General features: G+C 71.3%; 19 protein-coding genes. 11 read left to right on the forward strand and 8 right to left on the reverse strand.

Going from position 1 to position 18,451, the window contains the following annotated elements; translation table 11 throughout:
- The first annotated feature begins 25 nt into the window (after positions 1–25).
- From ACEN9V_RS12655 to ACEN9V_RS12680, 6 genes are all read left to right on the forward strand, one after another.
- Positions 26–241: a multidrug transporter gene (locus tag ACEN9V_RS12655; protein ID WP_413600609.1), complete on the forward strand. Its 216-nt coding sequence runs from the start codon at positions 26–28 to the stop codon at positions 239–241.
- Between the two features lie 70 nt (positions 242–311).
- Positions 312–1,994 (forward strand): bifunctional 3'-5' exonuclease/DNA polymerase, encoded by a 1,683-nt coding sequence (locus ACEN9V_RS12660; RefSeq protein ID WP_413600610.1) that lies wholly within the window; start codon positions 312–314, stop codon positions 1,992–1,994.
- Positions 1,995–2,024: 30 nt separating this feature from the next.
- Positions 2,025–3,353, forward strand: coding sequence for an AAA family ATPase (locus tag ACEN9V_RS12665; protein WP_413600611.1), 1,329 nt, complete (start codon positions 2,025–2,027; stop codon positions 3,351–3,353).
- 131 nt (positions 3,354–3,484) lie between these two features.
- Positions 3,485–4,156 (forward strand): hypothetical protein, encoded by a 672-nt coding sequence (locus tag ACEN9V_RS12670; RefSeq protein WP_413600612.1) that lies wholly within the window; start codon positions 3,485–3,487, stop codon positions 4,154–4,156.
- Positions 4,157–4,188: 32 nt separating this feature from the next.
- Entirely contained in the window at positions 4,189–4,995 is an 807-nt protein-coding gene (locus ACEN9V_RS12675) for a phosphatase PAP2 family protein (protein ID WP_413600613.1), read from the forward strand.
- Positions 4,996–5,094: 99 nt separating this feature from the next.
- Entirely contained in the window at positions 5,095–6,597 is a 1,503-nt protein-coding gene (locus ACEN9V_RS12680) for a protein kinase domain-containing protein (protein ID WP_413600614.1), read from the forward strand.
- A 10-nt stretch (positions 6,598–6,607) separates the two neighbouring features.
- Here the strand turns inward: ACEN9V_RS12680 and ACEN9V_RS12685 are convergent, their stop codons facing one another.
- Positions 6,608–7,465 (reverse strand): NmrA family NAD(P)-binding protein, encoded by an 858-nt coding sequence (locus ACEN9V_RS12685; protein WP_413600615.1) that lies wholly within the window; start codon positions 7,463–7,465, stop codon positions 6,608–6,610.
- Between the two features lie 85 nt (positions 7,466–7,550).
- Here ACEN9V_RS12685 and ACEN9V_RS12690 point away from each other — a divergent pair, with 85 nt between their 5' ends.
- From ACEN9V_RS12690 to ACEN9V_RS12700, 3 genes are all read left to right on the forward strand, one after another.
- Positions 7,551–8,222 (forward strand): TetR/AcrR family transcriptional regulator, encoded by a 672-nt coding sequence (locus ACEN9V_RS12690; RefSeq protein WP_413600616.1) that lies wholly within the window; start codon positions 7,551–7,553, stop codon positions 8,220–8,222.
- 67 nt (positions 8,223–8,289) lie between these two features.
- On the forward strand, positions 8,290–11,367 hold the full coding sequence (locus tag ACEN9V_RS12695; RefSeq protein WP_413600617.1) for a GH92 family glycosyl hydrolase: 3,078 nt from the start codon (positions 8,290–8,292) through the stop codon (positions 11,365–11,367).
- Between the two features lie 34 nt (positions 11,368–11,401).
- Positions 11,402–11,608: a hypothetical protein gene (locus ACEN9V_RS12700; protein WP_413600618.1), complete on the forward strand. Its 207-nt coding sequence runs from the start codon at positions 11,402–11,404 to the stop codon at positions 11,606–11,608.
- On the opposite strand, the gene ACEN9V_RS12705 is transcribed toward ACEN9V_RS12700, so the two are convergent.
- From ACEN9V_RS12705 to ACEN9V_RS12725, 5 genes are all read right to left on the reverse strand, one after another.
- A complete protein-coding gene (locus ACEN9V_RS12705) occupies positions 11,526–12,146 on the reverse strand; it encodes a GNAT family N-acetyltransferase (RefSeq protein WP_413600619.1) in 621 nt (206 codons plus the stop codon). The genes ACEN9V_RS12700 and ACEN9V_RS12705 overlap by 83 nt on opposite strands.
- A 28-nt stretch (positions 12,147–12,174) precedes the next feature.
- Complete coding sequence (locus tag ACEN9V_RS12710; RefSeq protein ID WP_413600620.1) at positions 12,175–13,113, reverse strand: aldo/keto reductase; 939 nt, start codon at positions 13,111–13,113, stop codon at positions 12,175–12,177.
- Between the two features lie 53 nt (positions 13,114–13,166).
- Positions 13,167–13,772 (reverse strand): CG0192-related protein, encoded by a 606-nt coding sequence (locus tag ACEN9V_RS12715; RefSeq protein WP_413600621.1) that lies wholly within the window; start codon positions 13,770–13,772, stop codon positions 13,167–13,169.
- A gap of 73 nt (positions 13,773–13,845) precedes the next feature.
- Positions 13,846–14,337, reverse strand: coding sequence for a diadenosine tetraphosphate hydrolase (locus tag ACEN9V_RS12720; protein WP_413600622.1), 492 nt, complete (start codon positions 14,335–14,337; stop codon positions 13,846–13,848).
- A 52-nt stretch (positions 14,338–14,389) separates the two neighbouring features.
- On the reverse strand, positions 14,390–15,145 hold the full coding sequence (locus tag ACEN9V_RS12725; protein ID WP_413600623.1) for an SDR family NAD(P)-dependent oxidoreductase: 756 nt from the start codon (positions 15,143–15,145) through the stop codon (positions 14,390–14,392).
- 35 nt (positions 15,146–15,180) lie between these two features.
- Between ACEN9V_RS12725 and ACEN9V_RS12730 the strand changes: the two genes are divergently transcribed.
- On the forward strand, positions 15,181–16,065 hold the full coding sequence (locus ACEN9V_RS12730) for a putative RNA methyltransferase (protein WP_413600624.1): 885 nt from the start codon (positions 15,181–15,183) through the stop codon (positions 16,063–16,065).
- Here the strand turns inward: ACEN9V_RS12730 and ACEN9V_RS12735 are convergent.
- Together ACEN9V_RS12735 and ACEN9V_RS12740 are read right to left on the reverse strand one after the other, a co-directional pair.
- Complete coding sequence (locus tag ACEN9V_RS12735; protein WP_413600625.1) at positions 16,004–16,939, reverse strand: hypothetical protein; 936 nt, start codon at positions 16,937–16,939, stop codon at positions 16,004–16,006. The genes ACEN9V_RS12730 and ACEN9V_RS12735 overlap by 62 nt on opposite strands.
- 28 nt (positions 16,940–16,967) lie before the next feature.
- The gene (locus ACEN9V_RS12740) at positions 16,968–17,393 is read right to left on the reverse strand and encodes a VOC family protein (protein ID WP_413600626.1); all 426 of its coding nucleotides are present in this window, start codon (positions 17,391–17,393) and stop codon (positions 16,968–16,970) included.
- A 62-nt stretch (positions 17,394–17,455) separates the two neighbouring features.
- Between ACEN9V_RS12740 and ACEN9V_RS12745 the strand changes: the two genes are divergently transcribed.
- A complete protein-coding gene (locus ACEN9V_RS12745; RefSeq protein ID WP_413600627.1) occupies positions 17,456–18,451 on the forward strand; it encodes a helix-turn-helix transcriptional regulator in 996 nt (331 codons plus the stop codon).

An 18,451-nucleotide genomic window follows, 5' to 3' on the forward strand; every position in this document is an offset into this window, starting at 1 on the left:
GGTCGCCGGGCGTACCGTCGTCGGCATGACCGAGCCAGATCGCGACCACCTCGACGACGGTGTCGACATGTCCTTCGAGGAACGTCGACACGACACGCTGCGCCGGATGTCCGGTTCGGACGCCCACGACGAAGCGCCGCGCGTCGAGGTCTCCGAGGAATCCGACGGCACCGTGCGCATCGACGTCGCGGACTCCGCTGCCGTGCGACCCGGTGGAACGGAGCGCACGCAGGAGCGTTAGGACGTCGGACTCGACCGACGGCCGCCACCACCTGTCCGGCGGGGACGGTGGTGCACGGCATGATCGTTCCGTGCACCTCGTCCTCAGCCGTGTCGACGGCGGCGTCCTCGCGACGCCCCTGACCGACTCCGGCGACCCGGACGGTGAGCCGGTCGCGGTTCCCGACCCGGAACTCCCGGCGTTCGTCGCCGCGCGGGAAGCACGAGGCGTCCGATGGGTCTGGGACGACACCGCGCGCTGGTACCCGCTCGTGCTCCGCGCTGGTGGTCGGGTCGCACGCTGCGTCGACCTGCGGCTGTGCCATCGCATCCTCCGCACGGCGCTGGCCGCGCGCGGTTCTGCCCTCGCTGCTGCGCCGGTCAGCGGTTGGGACGCGCCCGCGCAGCAGGAACGCGTCGTCCGCGCGACGCAGGCGCAGCTCTTCGACGACGCACTCCTCGACGGGACCCGCCCCGCCGACGCCGCCGACCCGGTCGCGGAACTCCGTGCGCAACTCGCGGCGGTCGCCGGCGCGTCCGATCCTGGAGCGCTGCGACTGCTCCTCGCCGCGGAGTCCGCCGGGGCGCTCGTCGCCGCCGAGATGCGGTTCGCCGGGCTGCCGTGGCGCGCCGACGTGCACGAACGCCTGCTCCAGGACGCCCTCGGCCCGCGGGTGCCGTACGGCGTCCGACCACGACGGCTGGAGGAGATCGCCGTGGTCCTCCGGCAGCGGCTGGACGACCCCGCCCTGAACCCCGACTCACCGGCGGACGTACTGCGGTCCCTCCGCCGCGCGGGGCTGGTGGTGGACAGCACCCGGAAGTGGGAGCTCCAGCGCCTGGAACACCCGGCGATCGAACCGCTCCTCGAGTACAAGCGCCTGTACCGGCTGCTCACCGCGAACGGCTGGTCGTGGCTCGACGAGTGGGTGCAGGACGGCCGGTTCCACCCGGAGTACGCGGTCGGCGGTGTCGTCACCGGGCGTTGGGCGGCGAACGGTGGCGGGGCGATGCAGCTCCCCAAACTCGTCCGGCCGGCCGTGGTCGCCGACGACGGATGGAAGCTCGTCGTCGCCGATGCCGCACAGCTCGAACCGCGGGTGCTCGCGGCGATGGCCGGCGACCAGGCGATGGCCGCGGCGGGGAACGGTCGCGATCTCTACGACGGCGTCGTCGCGTCCGGAGCGGTCGAGACCCGGCAGCAGGCGAAGGGCGCGATGCTCGGCGCGATGTACGGCGCCACCCAGGGTGAGGGCGGTCGGCTCGTGCCACGGCTCGCTCGGGCGTTCCCGCGCGCGCTGGACCTGGTGTCGCGTGCGGCGGCAGCGGGGGAGCGCGGCGAACCGGTGACGACACGGCTCGGGCGGACGTCGCCGATCCCGGAGTCGTCGTGGTTCGCAGCACGGAACCGCGCGTGGTCGGTCGACGGCACTCCCGCGATGCAGCGCGCCGTGGAGTCGCGTGCCAGGAGCTGGGGACGGTTCACCCGGAACTTCGTGGTGCAGGGGACGGCGGCCGAGTGGGCCCTGTCGTGGATGGCGTCGCTGCGGACCCGGCTCGCCGCGCGGTACCCCGGGCCGGTCCGGGACGGCGCGCACCTCGTGTTCTTCGTGCACGACGAGATCGTGCTGCACGTGCCGGAAGCCGACGCGGCGTGGGCCGCCGAGCAGGTCGAGGCGGCCGCCGCGGACGCCGGGCGGATCCTGTTCGGGTCGTTCCCGATCACGTTCCCGCTGTCCGTCGCGGTGGTCGACGACTACGGCAGCGCGAAGTAATCTCGACAGTCAGCATGTAATGTATCAACGGTGATCGAGGGAGACGTGTTCGATGGGCCGCAAGACCTCCCGGTGGGAGCCGAAGGCTCGCCGTCGCGAGCGCGCTGGCTCTGGCTGCGCCGCGACCATACTGGCAACATGACCGAGGACTCCCGGGCTCCCCATCCAGCGGATCGCACGTTCACACTGCAACTCGTGTCCGCCCGGCCTGAGAGGTTCAAGGCGGCATTCAAGCCCAAGGCGATTGATCTCGAGCCGTTTAATGTGGTGGTGGGCCGAAACGGCAGTGGCAAGAGCACCCTGCTCGAAGCACTGCAATGGCTCGACACTGCGATCCGGCGGGACGCACGCGAGGCGTGCGATCGGTACTTCGGAATGAGCGATCTCATCAACGCCCGTTCACAGAGCGTGCCACCGTACTTCCGGATCGATCTGGAGTGGACGGATCTGGAGGACGATTCCGTCGCCGTCATGTACGCGATCAAGGTGATCGACGACAACGGACTTCCGCGGGTCGAGTCGGAGTCGTTGATCGTCCGGAGTAACGGAGTCGAGCGGAAGGTCATCCGGACCGAAGACGGTGTCAGGACAATCGGCTCAGGCGCATCGACCGTGCGTGTCGTCGACCCCGATAGGTTGGCGCTCGCTCTTGTCGGCGACACGCAGCTTGATGACCCGATCGTCCGCGCTCTGCAGGAGTTCTGGGCGCGCGCCGTCTTCCTCCGGCTCAGCCCCAACCGCCTCGCCCAGGGGTCGCCCGCGGCTCGGCGCTCGTTCGAGCCGATCCTCGACGAAGAGGGCCAGCAACTCCCGGCCCTCCTGTATGAACTCACGGCAGACCAACGAGCAGACTTGGCCGACGACATCCGCACGATCTTGCCCAGTATCCGGAACGTGGAAGTGATTGAATCGGGGGATCGCAAAGACAAGCGTGTCAACTACAACTTGTTTGAGCGGATGCCCTATCGGGGACGATCCGGAAGGTTCCAAATCCCGATTCCATCGTGGATGTTGTCGGAAGGGACTCGGCGCATCACGGCACTGCTCGCGCTGCTCAAACGCGAGCCATCCCCGTCAATCATCTGCGTGGAGGAGATCGAGAACGGTTTGGATCCATGGACGACTGAACAGATCGCAGCGCGATTGCAGGGTGGCGCCATCGCGGGAACGCAGGTCTTGATGACAACTCACTCGCCGTGGTTGCTCGATCACGTGCCGTTTCAGTCGATCCTGTTGGTCCGGCGAACAGAAGGTGAGACGCAATATCAACGATTTTCGTCCCTGGATGAGGTCAAGGCCTTCGATCCGAGTCTGCCGCCGGGGACTGTGTACGCGAATCTGGCGCTTCCTCGCCCATGACTAAGCTTCGCGTAGCGCTGTTCGTGGAGGGAACCGACCAGTCAGGCACATCAGGCGCAAGTCGAGACCCGCTGGCTCTCTTGTGGAACGAGGTCGTTTGCGGCATCGCTGGTGTCCCGGAGTTTGATTGCGTGGTCGGGATCTCCAAGAAGCACCTCGTCGCGATGAACCCGCGGAACAAGACTCTCTCAGGAGTCGGCGAGTCGTTCGACCAGTTGCTCGTCCGGAAGCAGTCGGAAATTGGCTTTGACGCGGCCGTCGTTGCATGGGACTTGCACCCTCGCTGGAACCCCACAGCGGAATACTGCCGCTGGCAGGAGACTCTCGATGTCTATCGGGGGTTGGCCGAGTCTAACGTTTTGGCCGCGTCGTGGAAGTCTGTGGCCAAAGCGCGGCTCGAAGAATTGGAGAGCCGAGAGATTCCAGCCGCCAGGCCTGGCATCAGCAGTTTGAGGCCCGGCATGGTCCAGGTTTTGTGTATGGATCGAATGTTCGAGTCACTGATCATCGACGCAGGCTCGCAAGCTTTGAAACGAGCGCTCAGTGTGGATGGGGAGCAAGTTCCGCGGTGGCCCAACCTTAACAAGGCCGGGCGGCAACACGACGAACTCCTGAACATTGCGATTGACGCAGTCCGCGCGATCCGTCCGAAGCGCAGAGCCGTCCACAGGGTTCGACAGGGGTTTCTGGTCGAGAAACATGAGTGGGCTAGCCTGATCCTCCGAAACATGCTCGCGGTGCCAGGCGACTCCGCCGCCCTACGCAGCCATCCGATTCCGTCCCGGCTGGCCGAAGTTCGCTGAGAGCCTCCGGTCGCGCAGGGCAGGGTGGACCGATGGACGAAGCAGCACGTACCGAGGAACGGTCGGTGGGCGACGTCGACCTGACCACCTGGCGGACACGCGCCGGGCGGGCGTCCGCCACCGTGTGGACGCGACTGGGCGACCGCTTCGGTGCGCTGCCCCTGCTGATCGTCACCCTCGTCATCGGGATCGGCATCGCCGCGGTGTGCACGTGGATCGCCTCCGAGGTCTACGACGCCGTCCGGGAAGCGGACGACGTCGCCGTGCTCGACCGCCCCGTGCTCGACTGGATGATGACGCTCCGTTCGCCTGGCCTCGACACCGCCGTGACCTGGTGGACCAACGTCGCGGGCACGATCGGGATGCCGATCGTCGCGCTCGGGTTCCTCGTCGGCTTCACGATCCAGCGCCGGGCCTGGACCCCTGTGGTGCTCCTCGTCGCTGCGAGCGCCGGATCGCTGCTCATGACGGTCGCGGGCAAGGACCTCATCGGGCGTGCGCGTCCCTCGCTCGCCGATGCCGTCCCGCCGTACGAGCACTCGCCGTCGTTCCCGTCCGGGCACACCCTGAACGCGACGGTCGTCGTCGGCACGATCGTGTACCTGCTGCTGCTCCGTGAGTCCCGGCGAGTGACCCGGGTCTGGACGGTGGTCCTCGGTGCGGTGTTCGTCGTGTCGATCGGGCTGTCGCGCGTGTACCTGGGGCACCACTGGCTGACCGACGTGCTCGCGGCGTGGGCCCTCGGGTTGGCGTGGCTCGCGCTCGTGATCACCGCCCACCGGCTGTACCTCACCGCCGTCCACCGCGGGGGGTCGGGCGACGTCCACAGGGCTTCGTGAGCGCTCGCGGATCGCGCGAGGATCAAGGGTCGGGGGGGGGGGGGCTCCGGGCAGCCGGAGTCACCCCGTCCGTCAGGAACAGCCGATAGGTTGCCCGGCATGGAAGAACGGGTCTTCGGCGGCAGGTACCGGGTCACGGGCACGCTCGGTCACGGTGGGATGGCGTCCGTGTACCGCGCGGTCGACGAGCAGCTCGGCCGCGAGGTCGCGGTCAAGGTGTTCCGGATGGGCCCCGTCGACCACGGGGAGCGGGCGCGTGCCGAGGCGGAGATCCAGGTCCTCGCGGGCCTCAGGAGCCCGGCGCTCGTCACGCTGTACGACGCGGCCCTCGACGACGCCGACGGTGACTCGTACCTGGTGATGGAGCTCGTCCCCGGCAGCGACCTCGCCACCCGGCTCCGCGAAGGGCCCCTCGACCGCCCCACCACCGCCCGCGTCGGCGCCCAGGTCGCTGACGGCCTCGCCGCCGTGCACGCGCAGGGCATCGTGCACCGCGACGTGAAGCCCGCGAACGTGCTCCTCGAAGCCGACGGCTCGCACGTCAAGCTCGCCGACTTCGGCATCGCGCTGCTCCGCGACGCCGCCCGGGTCACCGGGACCGGCACCGTCATGGGGACGGCCGCCTACCTGGCACCGGAGCAGGTGACCGCCCAGGGGATCAGCGGGAAGTCCGACGTCTACTCGCTCGGCCTCGTGCTCCTGGAGTGCCTGTCGGGCCGCATGCCCTTCCCCGGCAGCGCCGTCGAGTCAGCCACCGCGCGGCTCACGCGCTCGCCGGAGATCGACCCCGCCCTGCCCACGGCCTGGCGCGTGCTCCTGCACGTCATGACGGCGACCGACCCGGCCGAGCGGCCGTCCGCCACGGAGGCGGCCGAACGCCTGCGCGCACTCTCGTACGACGACGGAGCGCCCGCCACCCAGCTCCTGCCTGGAGGCCCTGGCACCCTGACGGCGGCGGCTGCGGCCGCCGGAGTGGCCGGCGCTGCCGCTGGGGCCGAGACCGCGCGGGCGGCGCAGGCCGACGTCGCGACGCAGGCGATGCCCGCGCGCCGGCCCGCGGACGACGCGACGCGCGTGCTGCCGGCGAGTACGGCCTCCAGCCCGTCTGGTCCGGACGACGTGGCGACCACCGTGCTCGGCGCACAACGCGGATCGGGCGGTCCGACCGGCGGAGGCGGGGCACCCGTGTCGGCCCCACCCGTGCCGTCGGAGCCCCCGGCGAAGAAGCGCCGCCGCGGCCTGGTGATCACGCTCGTGATCGTCGGGGTGCTCGTCCTCGCCGGTATCGTGGCCGCGGTGCTCGCGCTCGGCGGGGGCGACGAGACGCCCGCGCCGACGGAGTCGAGCTCGACGGCGCCGACCGAGCAGCAGCCGAGCGACGAGCCGTCGCAGCCCGAGGAGCAGCCGTCGCAGGAGCCCGTGCAGCCTCAGCCGTCCGAGCCCGTCGAGCCCGAGCCCTCGCAGCCGGTCGAACCGTCGCAGCCCACCGAGCCCTCGAACGGGCCGGAGCCGTCGGTGCAGCCGACGCTCCCGGTGCAGACCCCGCTCAGCAACAGCGGCCCCGGTAACTCCGAGAACGCCCCCGGCCACAACAAGGGCTGACGGTCCGGCGTCAGGCCAGGGTGCGCTCGATGATCGTCCTGATCGACACCGGTTCGCGGCCGAGCAGCTCGGCGAGCAGTGGATCGACCTCGTCGAACTCGCCGGCACGGGCGCCGCGGAACATGCCGAGCATCATCTGCGCAGCGGCGTCGGGCATACCGGCGGCGGTCTGCCGGGCGAGCCACTCGTCGTCGGCGATCACGGTGCGGCGGACGGTCGTGCCGGTGACCTCGGACAGGGTCCGGGCGACGTCCTCGAAGGTCACGGCCTCGGCCGCCGTGAGTGCTGGTGTCGGCCCGTCGAACGTCGGGCCGTCGATGAGCAGGACCGCGTCCGCGAGGGCCAGGTCCTCGCGAGCGGTCCACGAGATCGGGCCGTCCTCGGGCAGGAGCAACTCGCCCGTCTCCGTGGCGCCGGCGATGAGCCAGCCGACGGTGTGCGCGTAGAAGCCGTTGCGGAGCGAGGTCCACGGCGTGCCGATCTCGGCGAGTGCGGCCTCGGTGTGGGCGTGGTCGACCGAGAACGCGACGGGCGAGTCTGCCTTCGTGTTCTGGTGGGCCGTGTAGAAGACGCGTTCGGCGCCGGCGTCCGCCGCAGCCCGAGCGGCTGCCGCGTGCATGTCGACGCCGTCGGGCCCGAGCGTCGAGCCGGAGACGACGAGCACGCGGTCGGCGCCCTCGAAGGCGCGGGCCAGCGATGCGGGGTCGGCGAAGTCACCCGGACGGACGCGCACGCCCCTCGCGGCGAGGTCGGCGGCCTTCGCGGTGTCGCGGACGCTGACGCCGATCTGGTCCGCCGGCATGCGGTCGAGCAGTGCGCGGACGGTGGCGGAGCCGAGTGCTCCGGTGGCGCCGGTGACGATGATCATGGGGACAACCCTTCGTTATCGTTGGAAACGCCGCGAGCGTAACACTGTGAACACGGCGCTAACAAGCGCCCGTTATCGTTGATCCATGACCGACTCCGTCCGTGATCGCATCGTCGACGCCGCCGCCGATCTGCTCGCCGACGTCGGGCCGGCCGGGGTCACCACCCGAGCCGTCGCCGCCGCGGCCGGGGTGCAGGCGCCGACGATCTACCGACAGTTCGGCGACAAGGACGGTCTGCTCGAGGCCGTCGCCGACCGGGTCTTCGCCGCGTACGTCGCCGGCAAGACGGTTCCGGACGACGTCGACCCCGTCGAGCACCTCCGCGACTCGTTCGACGCGCACATCGCGTTCGGGCTCGCCAACCCCGGGCTGACGGCGCTGTTCTCGGACCCGCTGCGCTCGCACTCGACGACCGAGGACCAGGGGATCGCGGTCCTCCGTGAGCGCATCCACCGCGTGGCGCTCGCCGGACGGCTCCGGGTCCCCGAGCCTCGCGCGGTGTCGCTCGTGCACGCCATCGGGGTCGGCGTCGTCCTCGACCTGATCGGCACGCCGGCAGAGGAGCGTGACCCGGCGCTCGTCGCTGCGGCGTGGGATGCGCTGGCGTTCGCGATCCTGACGGCGGCGCCGGAGGTCGACCCCGGGTCGCACGCCGCGGCCGTGCAGCTCGCCGCTGACGACGACGCGCTCGCCGCCCTGTCGCCGTCGGAGCGGGCGCTCATGCGCGATTGGCTCGCCCGGATCGCTGACGCCTGAGCGCGAGACTCGCGCGCGCCGGCGGCAACGGGTTTCGTCCATCCGCTGGAGCAAATAGGGTGGGGGCGTGCGAGAACTGCAACGGAGCGGTGGCCCGACGACGGCCGTCGCCGCGAAGAACGGTGTCGGCTTCACGTCCCTCGAGGCGTTCCTGGTGGACGAGCCGGAAGCGATCGTGCCCGGGTTCGCCGGGCGGACGATCGAGTCCGGCGACGAGCTCTCATGGGTGTGGTTCCCCGAGCGGACCCTCCCGGACGGCGGGTCCGAGCCCGAGGAGCAGGACCTCGAGCACTTCTGGGACGCCACGGCGTTCACGCTCGACATCGTCTTCCGCGACGGCACCCGGCTCAGCGAGCAGGCAGCGGACCAGTACGGCGACGCGCTGACCCCGGAGGCGCAGGACACCGCCCGCAAGGCCTGGGTCGATCAGTGGAACCGTCGCGCGGTGGACCTCACGCCGTTCGCGGGCCGGGTCGTCGACCGCCTGGAGGCCCGGCTCGGCTCCGGCGCGCCGGTCACCGGGCTCCGTGGATGGCTCGACGACGTCCGGATCGAGCAGCCTCGGCGTCCGTCGGCGTCCCGCCCCCTCGACCACGTCCGCACGACGCGCGGCACGCAGGCGTCCTCCCGGTTCTCGCGCGGCAACAACGCCCCGCTCGTCGGGCTCCCGCACGGCGGCGTGTTCGGGCTGCCGATGACGGACGCGGCGAGCAACCGGTGGCCGTACGCGTACCAGGAGCACAACCGGGCGAGCGACAACCGCCCCGCGATCCAGGCCTTCGCCACGAGCCACATCCCGTCGCCGTGGATGGGGGACCGCGGGGTCTTCCAGGTGATGCCGTCCCCGCTCGGGTCGCCGGACGTCGACCGTGTCGCACGGGCCCTGGCGTTCGACCACGACGACGAGCTCGACGGCCCGCACCGCTACCGCGTCGCGCTCGAGCAAGGCGTCACCGCGGAGATGACCCCAGGCGAGTTCGCCCTGGGCTTCCGCTTCACCGGCACGAGGAGCATCGTGCTCGACCACCACGGCCGGGTGCTCGAGTCCACCGTGCGCATCGAGGACGGCACCGCGATCGTGGAGGCGCACCTCGACGACCGACCCGGCACGCCCCCGCACTTCGTGCACGTCCGCGTACCCGGCGCGACGGCGGACCACACGACCACCACGGACCAGCAGCTCCGCGGCTGGATCGCCGTCGAGGGGGGCACCGACGTGCTCCTCGGCATCTCGACGGTCTCATACGAGGACGCCCGCGCGAACCTCGACGCCGCCGGTCCCTTCGACGCGATGCGCGAGCGGGCCGAGCGCGAGTGGACCGAGAAGCTCGCGACGCTCGACGTCGACGGTGCCACGGAGGACCAGCTGACCTCGATCTACTCGGGCCTCTACCGCTTGTTCCTCTACCCGAACCGCGCCGGGGAGACGGCCCTGACGGGTGCGCCGCACTACCGCTCCCCGTACGGCGACGTCCTCGCCGAACCGATCCGCGACGAGCCGGGGCCGGAGATCGTCGACGGTGCGATGACCACCACGAACGGCTTCTGGGACACCTACCGCACCGCGTGGCCGCTGCTCGGGCTCCTCACCCCGGACACCGCCGGCGAGCTCGCGCAGGGTTTCGTCCAGCACTTCCACGACGGCGGCTGGACCCCGCGGTGGAGCGCCCCCGGCGCTGAGGACTGCATGACCGGCACGACGAGCGACACCGTCTTCGGGGACCTGCTGTCGAAGGGTGTCCACGGGTTCGACCTGGAGCAGGCGTACCGGAGCGCCGTGAAGAACGCGACCGTCCCGCCGCGTGACGAGCGTGTCGGGCGGAAGGGGAGCCTCCCGGGTGCGTTCCGCGGCCACGTCGACACCGACACGTCCGAGGGGATGTCCTGGACCGTCGACGCCGCGATCAACGACTGGAGCGTCTCGGTGATGGCGACCGCCCTGGCGGACCGGACCACCGACGCCGTGGAACGCGAGCGGTACACGGCAGAGGCGGAGTGGTTCGCCCGTCGGTCCCTGCAGTACCGGAACGTGTTCGACCGTCGCCGCGGGTTCTTCATCGGACGGACCCCCGACGGGCGGTGGCGCGAGGGCGAGGGCTACGACCCGGACCAGTGGGGCGGCGACTACACCGAGACGAACGCCTGGGGCACGATGTTCACCGCCCCGCACGACGGCGCCGGGATCGTCGACCTGCACGGCGGGCCGGAGGGCTTCGACGCCGCGATCGACCGGTTCTTCGCGACGCAGGAGACCGGCGCGACCGACCGAGCCGGACACTACGGCTTCCCGATCCACGAGATGACCGAGGCCCGCGACGTCCGGATCGGCATGCTCGGCCTGTCGAACCAGCCGGCGCACCACATCCCGTTCTTCCCGATGTTCACCGGGCGCCACGACGACGCCCACCGCGTCGTCCGGTCGGCGCTGGACCGGCTCTTCGTCGGGTCCGACCTCGGCCAGGGCTACCCGGGCGACGAGGACAACGGCGAGATGAGCGCCTGGTACGTCTTCGCCACCATCGGCCTGTACCCGTTGGCACCGGCCAGTGGTTCCTACGTGATCGTGCCGCCGTCGGTCCGGCGCGCGGTGCTCCGACCCCCGGGAGGCTCGCCCATCGTCATCGAGACGACTCGCGCTGGTCGGTTCGTCGCCTCGGTCACCGTCGACGGCTCGCCCTGGACGTCCGTCAGCATCCCGCACGCGGTCGTGGTCGGCGCATCGTCGATCGTCGTCGAGCTGTCCGAGACGCCGACCGGCTGGGCGTCGGACACGCGACCCGTCTCGGCGTCCGACGTGCACGGGTACCGCGACACCCCGACGGACGTCCTCCCCGTGCGGTCGTCCGCGCTGACGGACGACACCGGACGGACGGTGACGGCGCTCGCCGCGGGGACGACCGTCTCGTTCGACGTGTCGATCGAGTCGGCGTCGCTCTACACGGTGACCGCCGCGGCGCCGGGGACCTACTCGTGGCAGGTCGCGCTCGGTTCGTCCTCGGTCGACGTCACCGACGCCGTGTTCGAGTGGGCAGGCCAGACCCGGGTGTTCCCGATCAGCGGCGGCGGGGCGTCGTTCGCGTTCACCGCTGGAACGGACGTGGAGCTGACCCAGCTGGAACTCATCGCTGCCGACGGGCGGCTCTGAGGCGCTGCTCATGCGGGACGGGCATGCTCGTCCCATGTCGATGAGCAGCGCGTTCGATCCCTCGCAGGGCCGCGCCATCCCCGAAGACCAGGTGTCCGAGAACGGCCTCGAGCTCGACGAGGACCCAGCACACGGGCTGGACATCGAGGTCGAGGTGGTCAGTGGCGCCGCTGCCGACCCGGCTGCGCCGTCCCTGTTCCTCGCCCCGATCTCCACCCCGTCCCCGTCCGACCCGGAGTAGCCCGCCCCGGCCGGCGCCGGCCGCCCGTCAGCCCCCGGTTCTGCCCGCGCTGGCGACAACTGCGCATGCGTCCGCGTGCGCAGTTGTCGGCGTGATGAGCACGTGCGGCGTCGGACGTCAGCTGCACGAGGGACGCGCCGAGCGCGGGTGCGGCGACGTCGGTCGCCCATCGCATCATGGCGCTCCCGATGCCGCTCGACCGGAGCGCGGGCGAGACTCGCACGGCCTCGACGAGCAGCCGGGTCGACCCCCGCCGGGCCATGCCGGGGATCCGGGTGAGCTGCATCGTCCCGACGACCGAGCCCGTCACGTCGACCACGACGAGCAGCGCGTTCGCGGGGTCCTCGACGATCGCGAGGAGCGCGCCCGCGTAGGCCTCCCGGTCACCCGCAGCGGCGACGTCCCCGCGCGCGGCGCTGATCGGGTCGTCGGACAGCAGGGCCATCAGCGCGTCGAGGTCGTCGGGCACCGCTGAGCGCAGCGTGAACGAGCCGGCGCGTGCGGACAGCGGAACGGGCAGGGTGAGATCGTCGAGCACGATCCCACCCTGCCCGTTCGCAGGTGGTTCAGGGAACGGTGTGCCCGGCGGCGGTCAGGACGCGGTACCACTCCTCGCGCGAGAGCTCGACGTCCGAGCCGGCGGCCGAGTCCCGCACGCGCTGCGGGTTCGTCGTGCCGAGGACGACCTGGAAGTGCGCGGGGTGCCGGGTGATCCACGCGACGGCGATACCCGTCGGGGTGACCCCGTGCGCCGATGCGAGCTCCTCGAGCACGTCGTTGAGCTCCGCGTACTGCTCGCGGTCGCCCAGGAAGACGCCGTCGAAGAAGCCCTTCTGGAACGGCGACCATGCCTGCGGCGTGATGTCGTGCAGCCGCGAGTAGTTGAGGATGTCGTTGTCGCGGTCGATCGACTGGTCCAGGCCGCCCATGTTCGCCGCGAGGCCCTGCGTGATGACGTTCGCGTGCGTGATGCTCAGCTGCACCTGGTTGAAGGCGAGCGGCCGCGTGACGAACTTCTTCAGGAGCTCGACCTGCCCGGGGGTGTGGTTCGAGACGCCGAAGTGGTGGACCTTGCCGGCGGCGTGCAGCTCGTCGAAGGCCTTCGCGACCTCTTCCGGCTCCACGAGGGCGTCGGGGCGGTGCAGCAGCAGGACGTCGATGTAGTCCGTGCGGAGCGCCGCGAGCGACTCCTCCACGGACGAGAGGATGTGCTCGTACGAGAAGTCGAAGTACGCGCCGTGGTCCGTCGGCCGGATGCCGACCTTCGTCTGTAGCTGGATGGCGGCACGCTCGGACGAGGACAGCGTGACCGCGGCGCCGAAGCGCTCCTCGCAGCCGTGCCACCCGCCGTAGACCGCTGCATGGTCGAACATCGTCACGCCCGCGTCGCGCGAGGCCGTGTAGAGCGAACGGATGTCCTCGTCGCTCATGTCGTTGATCCGCATCAGGCCGACGATGACGTCGGATGCGGTGAGGTCCGTCTGTGGCAACTCCAGTGTCTTCACGTCCCCGATCCTGCCAGGACCCGGAGCGGACAACGAGGTCCTGGCCGTACCTCTCAGGCGCGCAGGGTCGCCACGACGGTGGGTTCCGAGCCGGCCCAGGTCGCCGTGAGCGTCTCACCGTCGGGCAGGGGCGTCCCGACGACCCGCACGATGACGAGGTCCCCGATCGTGGTCAGCGCGCCGTCGGTCGTCGGCGAGACCACGTGCACCGTCGGCGACGACGACGCGGAGCCACTGCCGACCGCCGACCCGAGCGACGGCGGCGGGGCGTCGGACGCGACGGCTGCCTCCAGTCGGGCCTCGTGCCCCCCGGTGGCGATCGCACGACGGAGGACGTCGGCGTAGACGGGGTCGCCCGCGGCGTCGTACACCCAGCGTCGACCGAGCACGGAGTGGTCCATCTCGGTGATCAGGAAGTCGGCAGCGTCGGCCAGCGGAGCGCCGCGGTACGTCAGCGGCACGTGCAGGACCGGACCGTCCCCGACGTGCACGAGGTACGTCTCCACGCCGACCTCGCCGTCCGGGTCGTCGAACCGGAAGCGCCCGTCGACGACGACCTCGGCGCCGGGTTCGACCCCGCTCCACGGCTGATCGGGCAGCCACCCGCCGATCGCCTCGGTCTTCGACGGACGGAGTTCGGCGTTGTGGATGACGGCCATGAGCCGAAACTAGTGGACGGAGAAGCCGCCGTCGACAGCGCCGTGGTCGCGTCGAGTCGCCACCTGGCCGACGTCATCCGCTGATGCGCACCGTGTCAGCGTTCGCGAGGACATCGAGCTCAGTCGTGATGCGCGCGCGCAGTCCGGCGTGTTCGGTGCCGAGCGCGGTCCGAGGGTCGAGCCACCGATCGGGCTCGTAGAGCCAGACCGGACGGGTCACCAACGACGGAGGCTCCCATTCGTACCGTGGCCAGATGTGGGCGTGGACGAACGCGTCCGCGTTGCCGAGCACGTCGAGATTCACCCGTCGGAACGCCGGGTCGATCGCCCGGCATGCGCGCTCGACAGCGGTGGCGAGCAGATCGGCATCCGCCAGGAACTGCACGCGATCACCTCGGGGCATGTCGGCGAGGGCGGTGACCGATGGGTCCTTCCCGAGCAGCACGCAGTAGCCGGGTAGGAACTGCGCGTCCCCGATGACCGCGAAGCCGCCGGCGAGCTCGGCCAGTACGGTCGGATTCTCGCCACGATGTGCCGCTCCGATGCGGTCTCCACGCCAATCCACGGCACAAACCTACTCATCGCCCGCGCACTCGCGACCCACGACGAGACACGTTCTAGTGGACGGAGAAGCCGCCGTCGACAGCGATCGACTGCCCCGTGACGTAGGCCGCCCCGGGGCCGGCGAGGAACACCACCGCGGCCGCGAAGTCTGACGCCAAGCCGTTCCGTCCGACGAGCGTCCTGGCTGCCAGCCGTTCGACGGTCGCCGGGTCCGAGCTCAGCCGGCGGTTCAGTGCCGTCTGCACGAAACCCGGCACGAGGACGTTCGAGGTGACCCCCTGCCCGGACCAGGCTTCTGCCTGGGACCTGGCCAGTGCCTCCAGTCCGGCCTTGGAGACCCCGTACGCGCCGCTGGCGGCGAAGGGGCGGTGGGCCTGCTGCGAGCTGATGCCGATGATCCGGCCGTACCCGCGCGCCGCCATGCCGGGTGCGAGGCGCTGCCCGAGGACGAACGGGGCATCGAGGTTCACGGCCATCGTGGTGTCCCACGTGTCCTCGTCGAGGTCGGGCATCGGCGGCCGCAGGTTGATCCCCGCGGAGTTGACGAGGACGTCGACGTCCCCGACGACATCGGCGAGCGCGTGTGCTCCGCCACGGGTCGACAGGTCCGCGACGACGCCGTCCGCGGCGCCTCCTGCCGCGCGGACCTCCGCGACGGCCTCGTCGATGGTCGCCGCCGTCCGGGCGGCGACGAGCACGTGGGCTCCGGCGTCGGCCAGCGCCCCGGCGATCGCCCGCCCGATGCCCGAGCTGCCGCCGGTGACGAGTGCGGCGCGTCCGTCGAGACCGAAGAGCTGCTGCAGCGACATCCGGCCAGGCTACCGACGCCCGTACGCTGGACGGCGTGCGTGACGACCTGCTGCCCGTGCTCGCCTGCCCCGTGTGCACCGAGCCGCTGTCGCGGACGGGGGCGGGGCAGGCCGGCTGCACGAACGGGCACCGCTACGACGAGGCGAAGCAGGGCCACCTGACGCTCCTGCCGACGAAGCGCCGCGCGCTCACCGCGGACACCCCGGAGATGGTCGACGCCCGCATCCGGTTCCTGGGGCGCGGGCACTACGCACCCGTCGAGCGGGCGCTCGCCGCGGTGGTCGCGTCCGCCTCCGCACCCGGCATCGTCCTCGACGTCGGCTCCGGTCCGGGGACCTACCTGGCCCATGCGCTGCGCGCGGCGGACGGGAGGCTCGGGGTGGCGGCTGGAGGCGCAGCACTTGTCGGCCGTCAGCCGGCTCTGCGACTGGGGGTGGCGTTGGACTTGTCCGCCGTCGCGATCCGACGGGCGGCTCGCGTGCACGTGGCGGCCGGGGCGGTGGTCGGTGACGTCACGGAGCGGCTGCCGATCGTCGACGGCGCTGCCGCAGTCGTCCTCGACGTGTTCGCCCCGCGGAACCAGCGCGAGTACGCCCGGGTCCTGCACGAGGACGGCGTGCTCGTCGTCGTCACGCCACGAACCGGGCACCTGGCCGAACTCGCCGAGGCGACGATCAGCGTCGATCCCGAGAAGGAACGGCGGTTGCACGATTCCCTCACGCCGTCGTTCGTGCTGCGCTCGTCCGAGGACCTGACCTGGACGATGGACCTGTCCGCCGAGGACGTCCACGACGTCGTGCACATGGGCCCGAGCCACCACCACGTCGCTCCCGACGCGGTCTTCGCCCCGACGACCGTCACCGCCGCCGTGACGGTGTCGACGTGGGCGCCGGAGACAGGTTCCCGTTCCGCGAGGTGACGGATCCGGTTGCCGGAGCCGGTCGTTGCCGGGGGTAGCGGCCGACCCGGGCCTCCCAGAGTCGTCGGAGCACGAAGCCGATCGCAACGCCGCCCATCCCCGCGGTGAGTGCGAACGGCATGCCGTGCACACCGGCCGCACCCCATGCGTTGAACAAGACGCCCCAGGTCGCTGCCTGCAGCGGTGCTCCACCGACAGCGTGGTGACTCTGCGCCCTCGCGCTCCACCATCCGGTCGGGATCGCCCACGCGAGCGCCAACCCGGCGAGCAGCAGCCACCCGGTGAGGAGCCGGGGAGTGGGGACGACGAACAGCAGCACCGGGAGGGCGAGGAGCCCGACGCCCGCGATCGCCGACGACACCAGGTTGCTCCGCTCCGACTTGCCGATCGGGGCCTTCCGGCGCGGACGGGTGCGGTCGACGAGCGGTTGTGCCGGCGGCGGTCGACGGCGTCCGACGGTTCGGTACCGGATCGCGATGCCGACGAACCAGCCGGCGACCGTGCTCGTGATCCACGCGGAGAGTGCGCTCGGGTACGCAGGGCCGAACAGCGGCCCGAACACGAAGATCCCCGCCACGATGACCGGGACGGCGATGATCGGCGGCGCGACGGCCATGACCACCGCGCCCCAGAGCACTCCGGCGGCCACACCGGGCACGACGACGCCGATCCCGGATGGATCAGCGTCGCCGCGGTCGTGCAGGACGCCGTAGGCGATGCCGCACGCGACGGCGAGGACGGCGACGTACCACCCGAGCGGCGGGACTGGCCGACCGCGCCAGTTCATCTGCCGGCGCAGGTTCTTCCGGAGTTGCCGACGCTTCCGGAGCTTCCGCTTCCGCGCCGCCTCCGCAGTGGTGTTCGTGTCCCCCATGCGCCCAGTATGCCGACGCGGGCGTCGCTCAGTGGTCGGTGGACTCCTGGGCCACGTCGAGGGCCCAGATCACGCCGAACTTGTCGCGGAGCTGCCCGGCGAGGGGCGACCACGCTGCGGGACCGAACGGCTGCCGGATCTCGGCGCCGTCGGAGAGCCCCTCCCACGCAGCGGTGATCTCGTCCGCGTCCGTGCCGCTCAGGTACACGTAGAAGGCGTTCGTGCCCTGGTCGTAGGGCTGCCCGGGCCACACGTCGAACGCCATCACGCGGATGCCGCTCGCCGTCTGGACCTGGCCCCAGACGATCCGGTCGGCCCACGCCGGGTCGTCGGTGGCGCCCATCGCGCCGTAGGTCATGGTCGCCGGCTCGGTGCCGAGGGCCTTCGCGTAGAAGTCGAGCGCCTCGCGGGCGTTGCCGTCGAAGTTGAGGTGCGGAGTGGTTGTGATCGTCATGGGAGCGAGTCTGTTCGGCAATGCGGTCAGATCGTGTCCGCTTCTCGACGGATACTGCATGCGTGTCCGGACCGTCCTCACGCATGCTCGCGCTCCTCTCCCTGCTGCAGGTGCACCGGGACTGGCCGGGTGACGTCCTGGCCGAACGGCTCGAGGTCAGCCCGCGGACCGTCCGTCGTGACGTCGATCGGCTCCGGGAGCTCGGCTACCGGGTCGAGGCGCTCCGCGGGCCGGCCGGCGGCTACCGGCTGTCCGCCGGATCGGAACTCCCGCCGCTGCTCTTCGACGACGAGCAGGCCGTGGCGATCGCCCTCGCGCTCGCCGTCGCTCCGGCGTCCGGCGCAGACATCGCCGAGGCGGCAGCGCGGGCACTGGGAGCCGTCCGGCAGGTGATGCCCGCGCGCCTGCGGCACCGGATCGACGCCGTGGACGTGGTGACGACCCCCGGCACGACGACGGTCGACCCCGCGGTGCTCGTCGCGGTCTCCGACGCCGTGCGCACCCGGCAGGTGCTCCGCTTCGACTACGACTCCGCGTGGGGCGGCGACCAGCACGACCGCCCGCCGCGGCGGGTCGACCCGCACGCGGTGGTCGCCAGGAACGGCCGGTGGTACCTGCTGGCGTGGGCGCCAGAGCGGGACGACTGGCGCACCTACCGCATCGACCGGATGCACCCGCGGGCGCCGACGGGCATCCGGTTCACGCCGCGACCCGTCCCGGGCGGAGATGCGGCGGGTTTCCTCGCGGCCCGGTTCAAGGGTTCCGACGGCGCCGACGTGTGGCCGTGCACCGGGACGGCGGTGCTCGACGTGCCGGCGCGGTCGATCGCGCCGTACCTCGACGTCGATGCCGTGCTCGACGACCTCGGCGACGGTCGGTGCCGTCTCACGATGGGCTCGTGGTCGTGGACGGCGCTCGCCGCACGGTTCGCCGGCTTCGACGCGGCGTTCACCATCGACGGTCCTGCCGAGCTCCGAGGCGCAGGTGCGGCGCTGGCGGATCGGTTGCGTGCTGCTGTCCGTGCACACCCCAGGATCGATCGAGAAGCGAGAGGATGA

The sequence above is a fragment of the Curtobacterium sp. Curtsp57 genome, assembly GCF_047324335.1.
GTDB lineage: Bacteria > Actinomycetota > Actinomycetes > Actinomycetales > Microbacteriaceae > Curtobacterium.

Bases quoted from the DNA above. Each gene is read 5' to 3' on its own strand.
- ACEN9V_RS12655 (WP_413600609.1), top strand. From the start codon at position 26: ATGACCGAGCCAGATCGCGACCACCTCGACGACGGTGTCGACATGTCC.
- ACEN9V_RS12675 (WP_413600613.1), top strand. From the start codon at position 4,189: ATGGACGAAGCAGCACGTACCGAGGAACGGTCGGTGGGCGACGTCGAC.
- ACEN9V_RS12680 (WP_413600614.1), top strand. From the start codon at position 5,095: ATGGAAGAACGGGTCTTCGGCGGCAGGTACCGGGTCACGGGCACGCTC.
- ACEN9V_RS12685 (WP_413600615.1), bottom strand. From the start codon at position 7,465: ATGATCATCGTCACCGGCGCCACCGGAGCACTCGGCTCCGCCACCGTC.
- ACEN9V_RS12690 (WP_413600616.1), top strand. From the start codon at position 7,551: ATGACCGACTCCGTCCGTGATCGCATCGTCGACGCCGCCGCCGATCTG.
- ACEN9V_RS12700 (WP_413600618.1), top strand. From the start codon at position 11,402: ATGTCGATGAGCAGCGCGTTCGATCCCTCGCAGGGCCGCGCCATCCCC.
- ACEN9V_RS12715 (WP_413600621.1), bottom strand. From the start codon at position 13,772: ATGGCCGTCATCCACAACGCCGAACTCCGTCCGTCGAAGACCGAGGCG.
- ACEN9V_RS12725 (WP_413600623.1), bottom strand. From the start codon at position 15,145: ATGTCGCTGCAGCAGCTCTTCGGTCTCGACGGACGCGCCGCACTCGTC.
- ACEN9V_RS12735 (WP_413600625.1), bottom strand. From the start codon at position 16,939: ATGGGGGACACGAACACCACTGCGGAGGCGGCGCGGAAGCGGAAGCTC.
- ACEN9V_RS12740 (WP_413600626.1), bottom strand. From the start codon at position 17,393: ATGACGATCACAACCACTCCGCACCTCAACTTCGACGGCAACGCCCGC.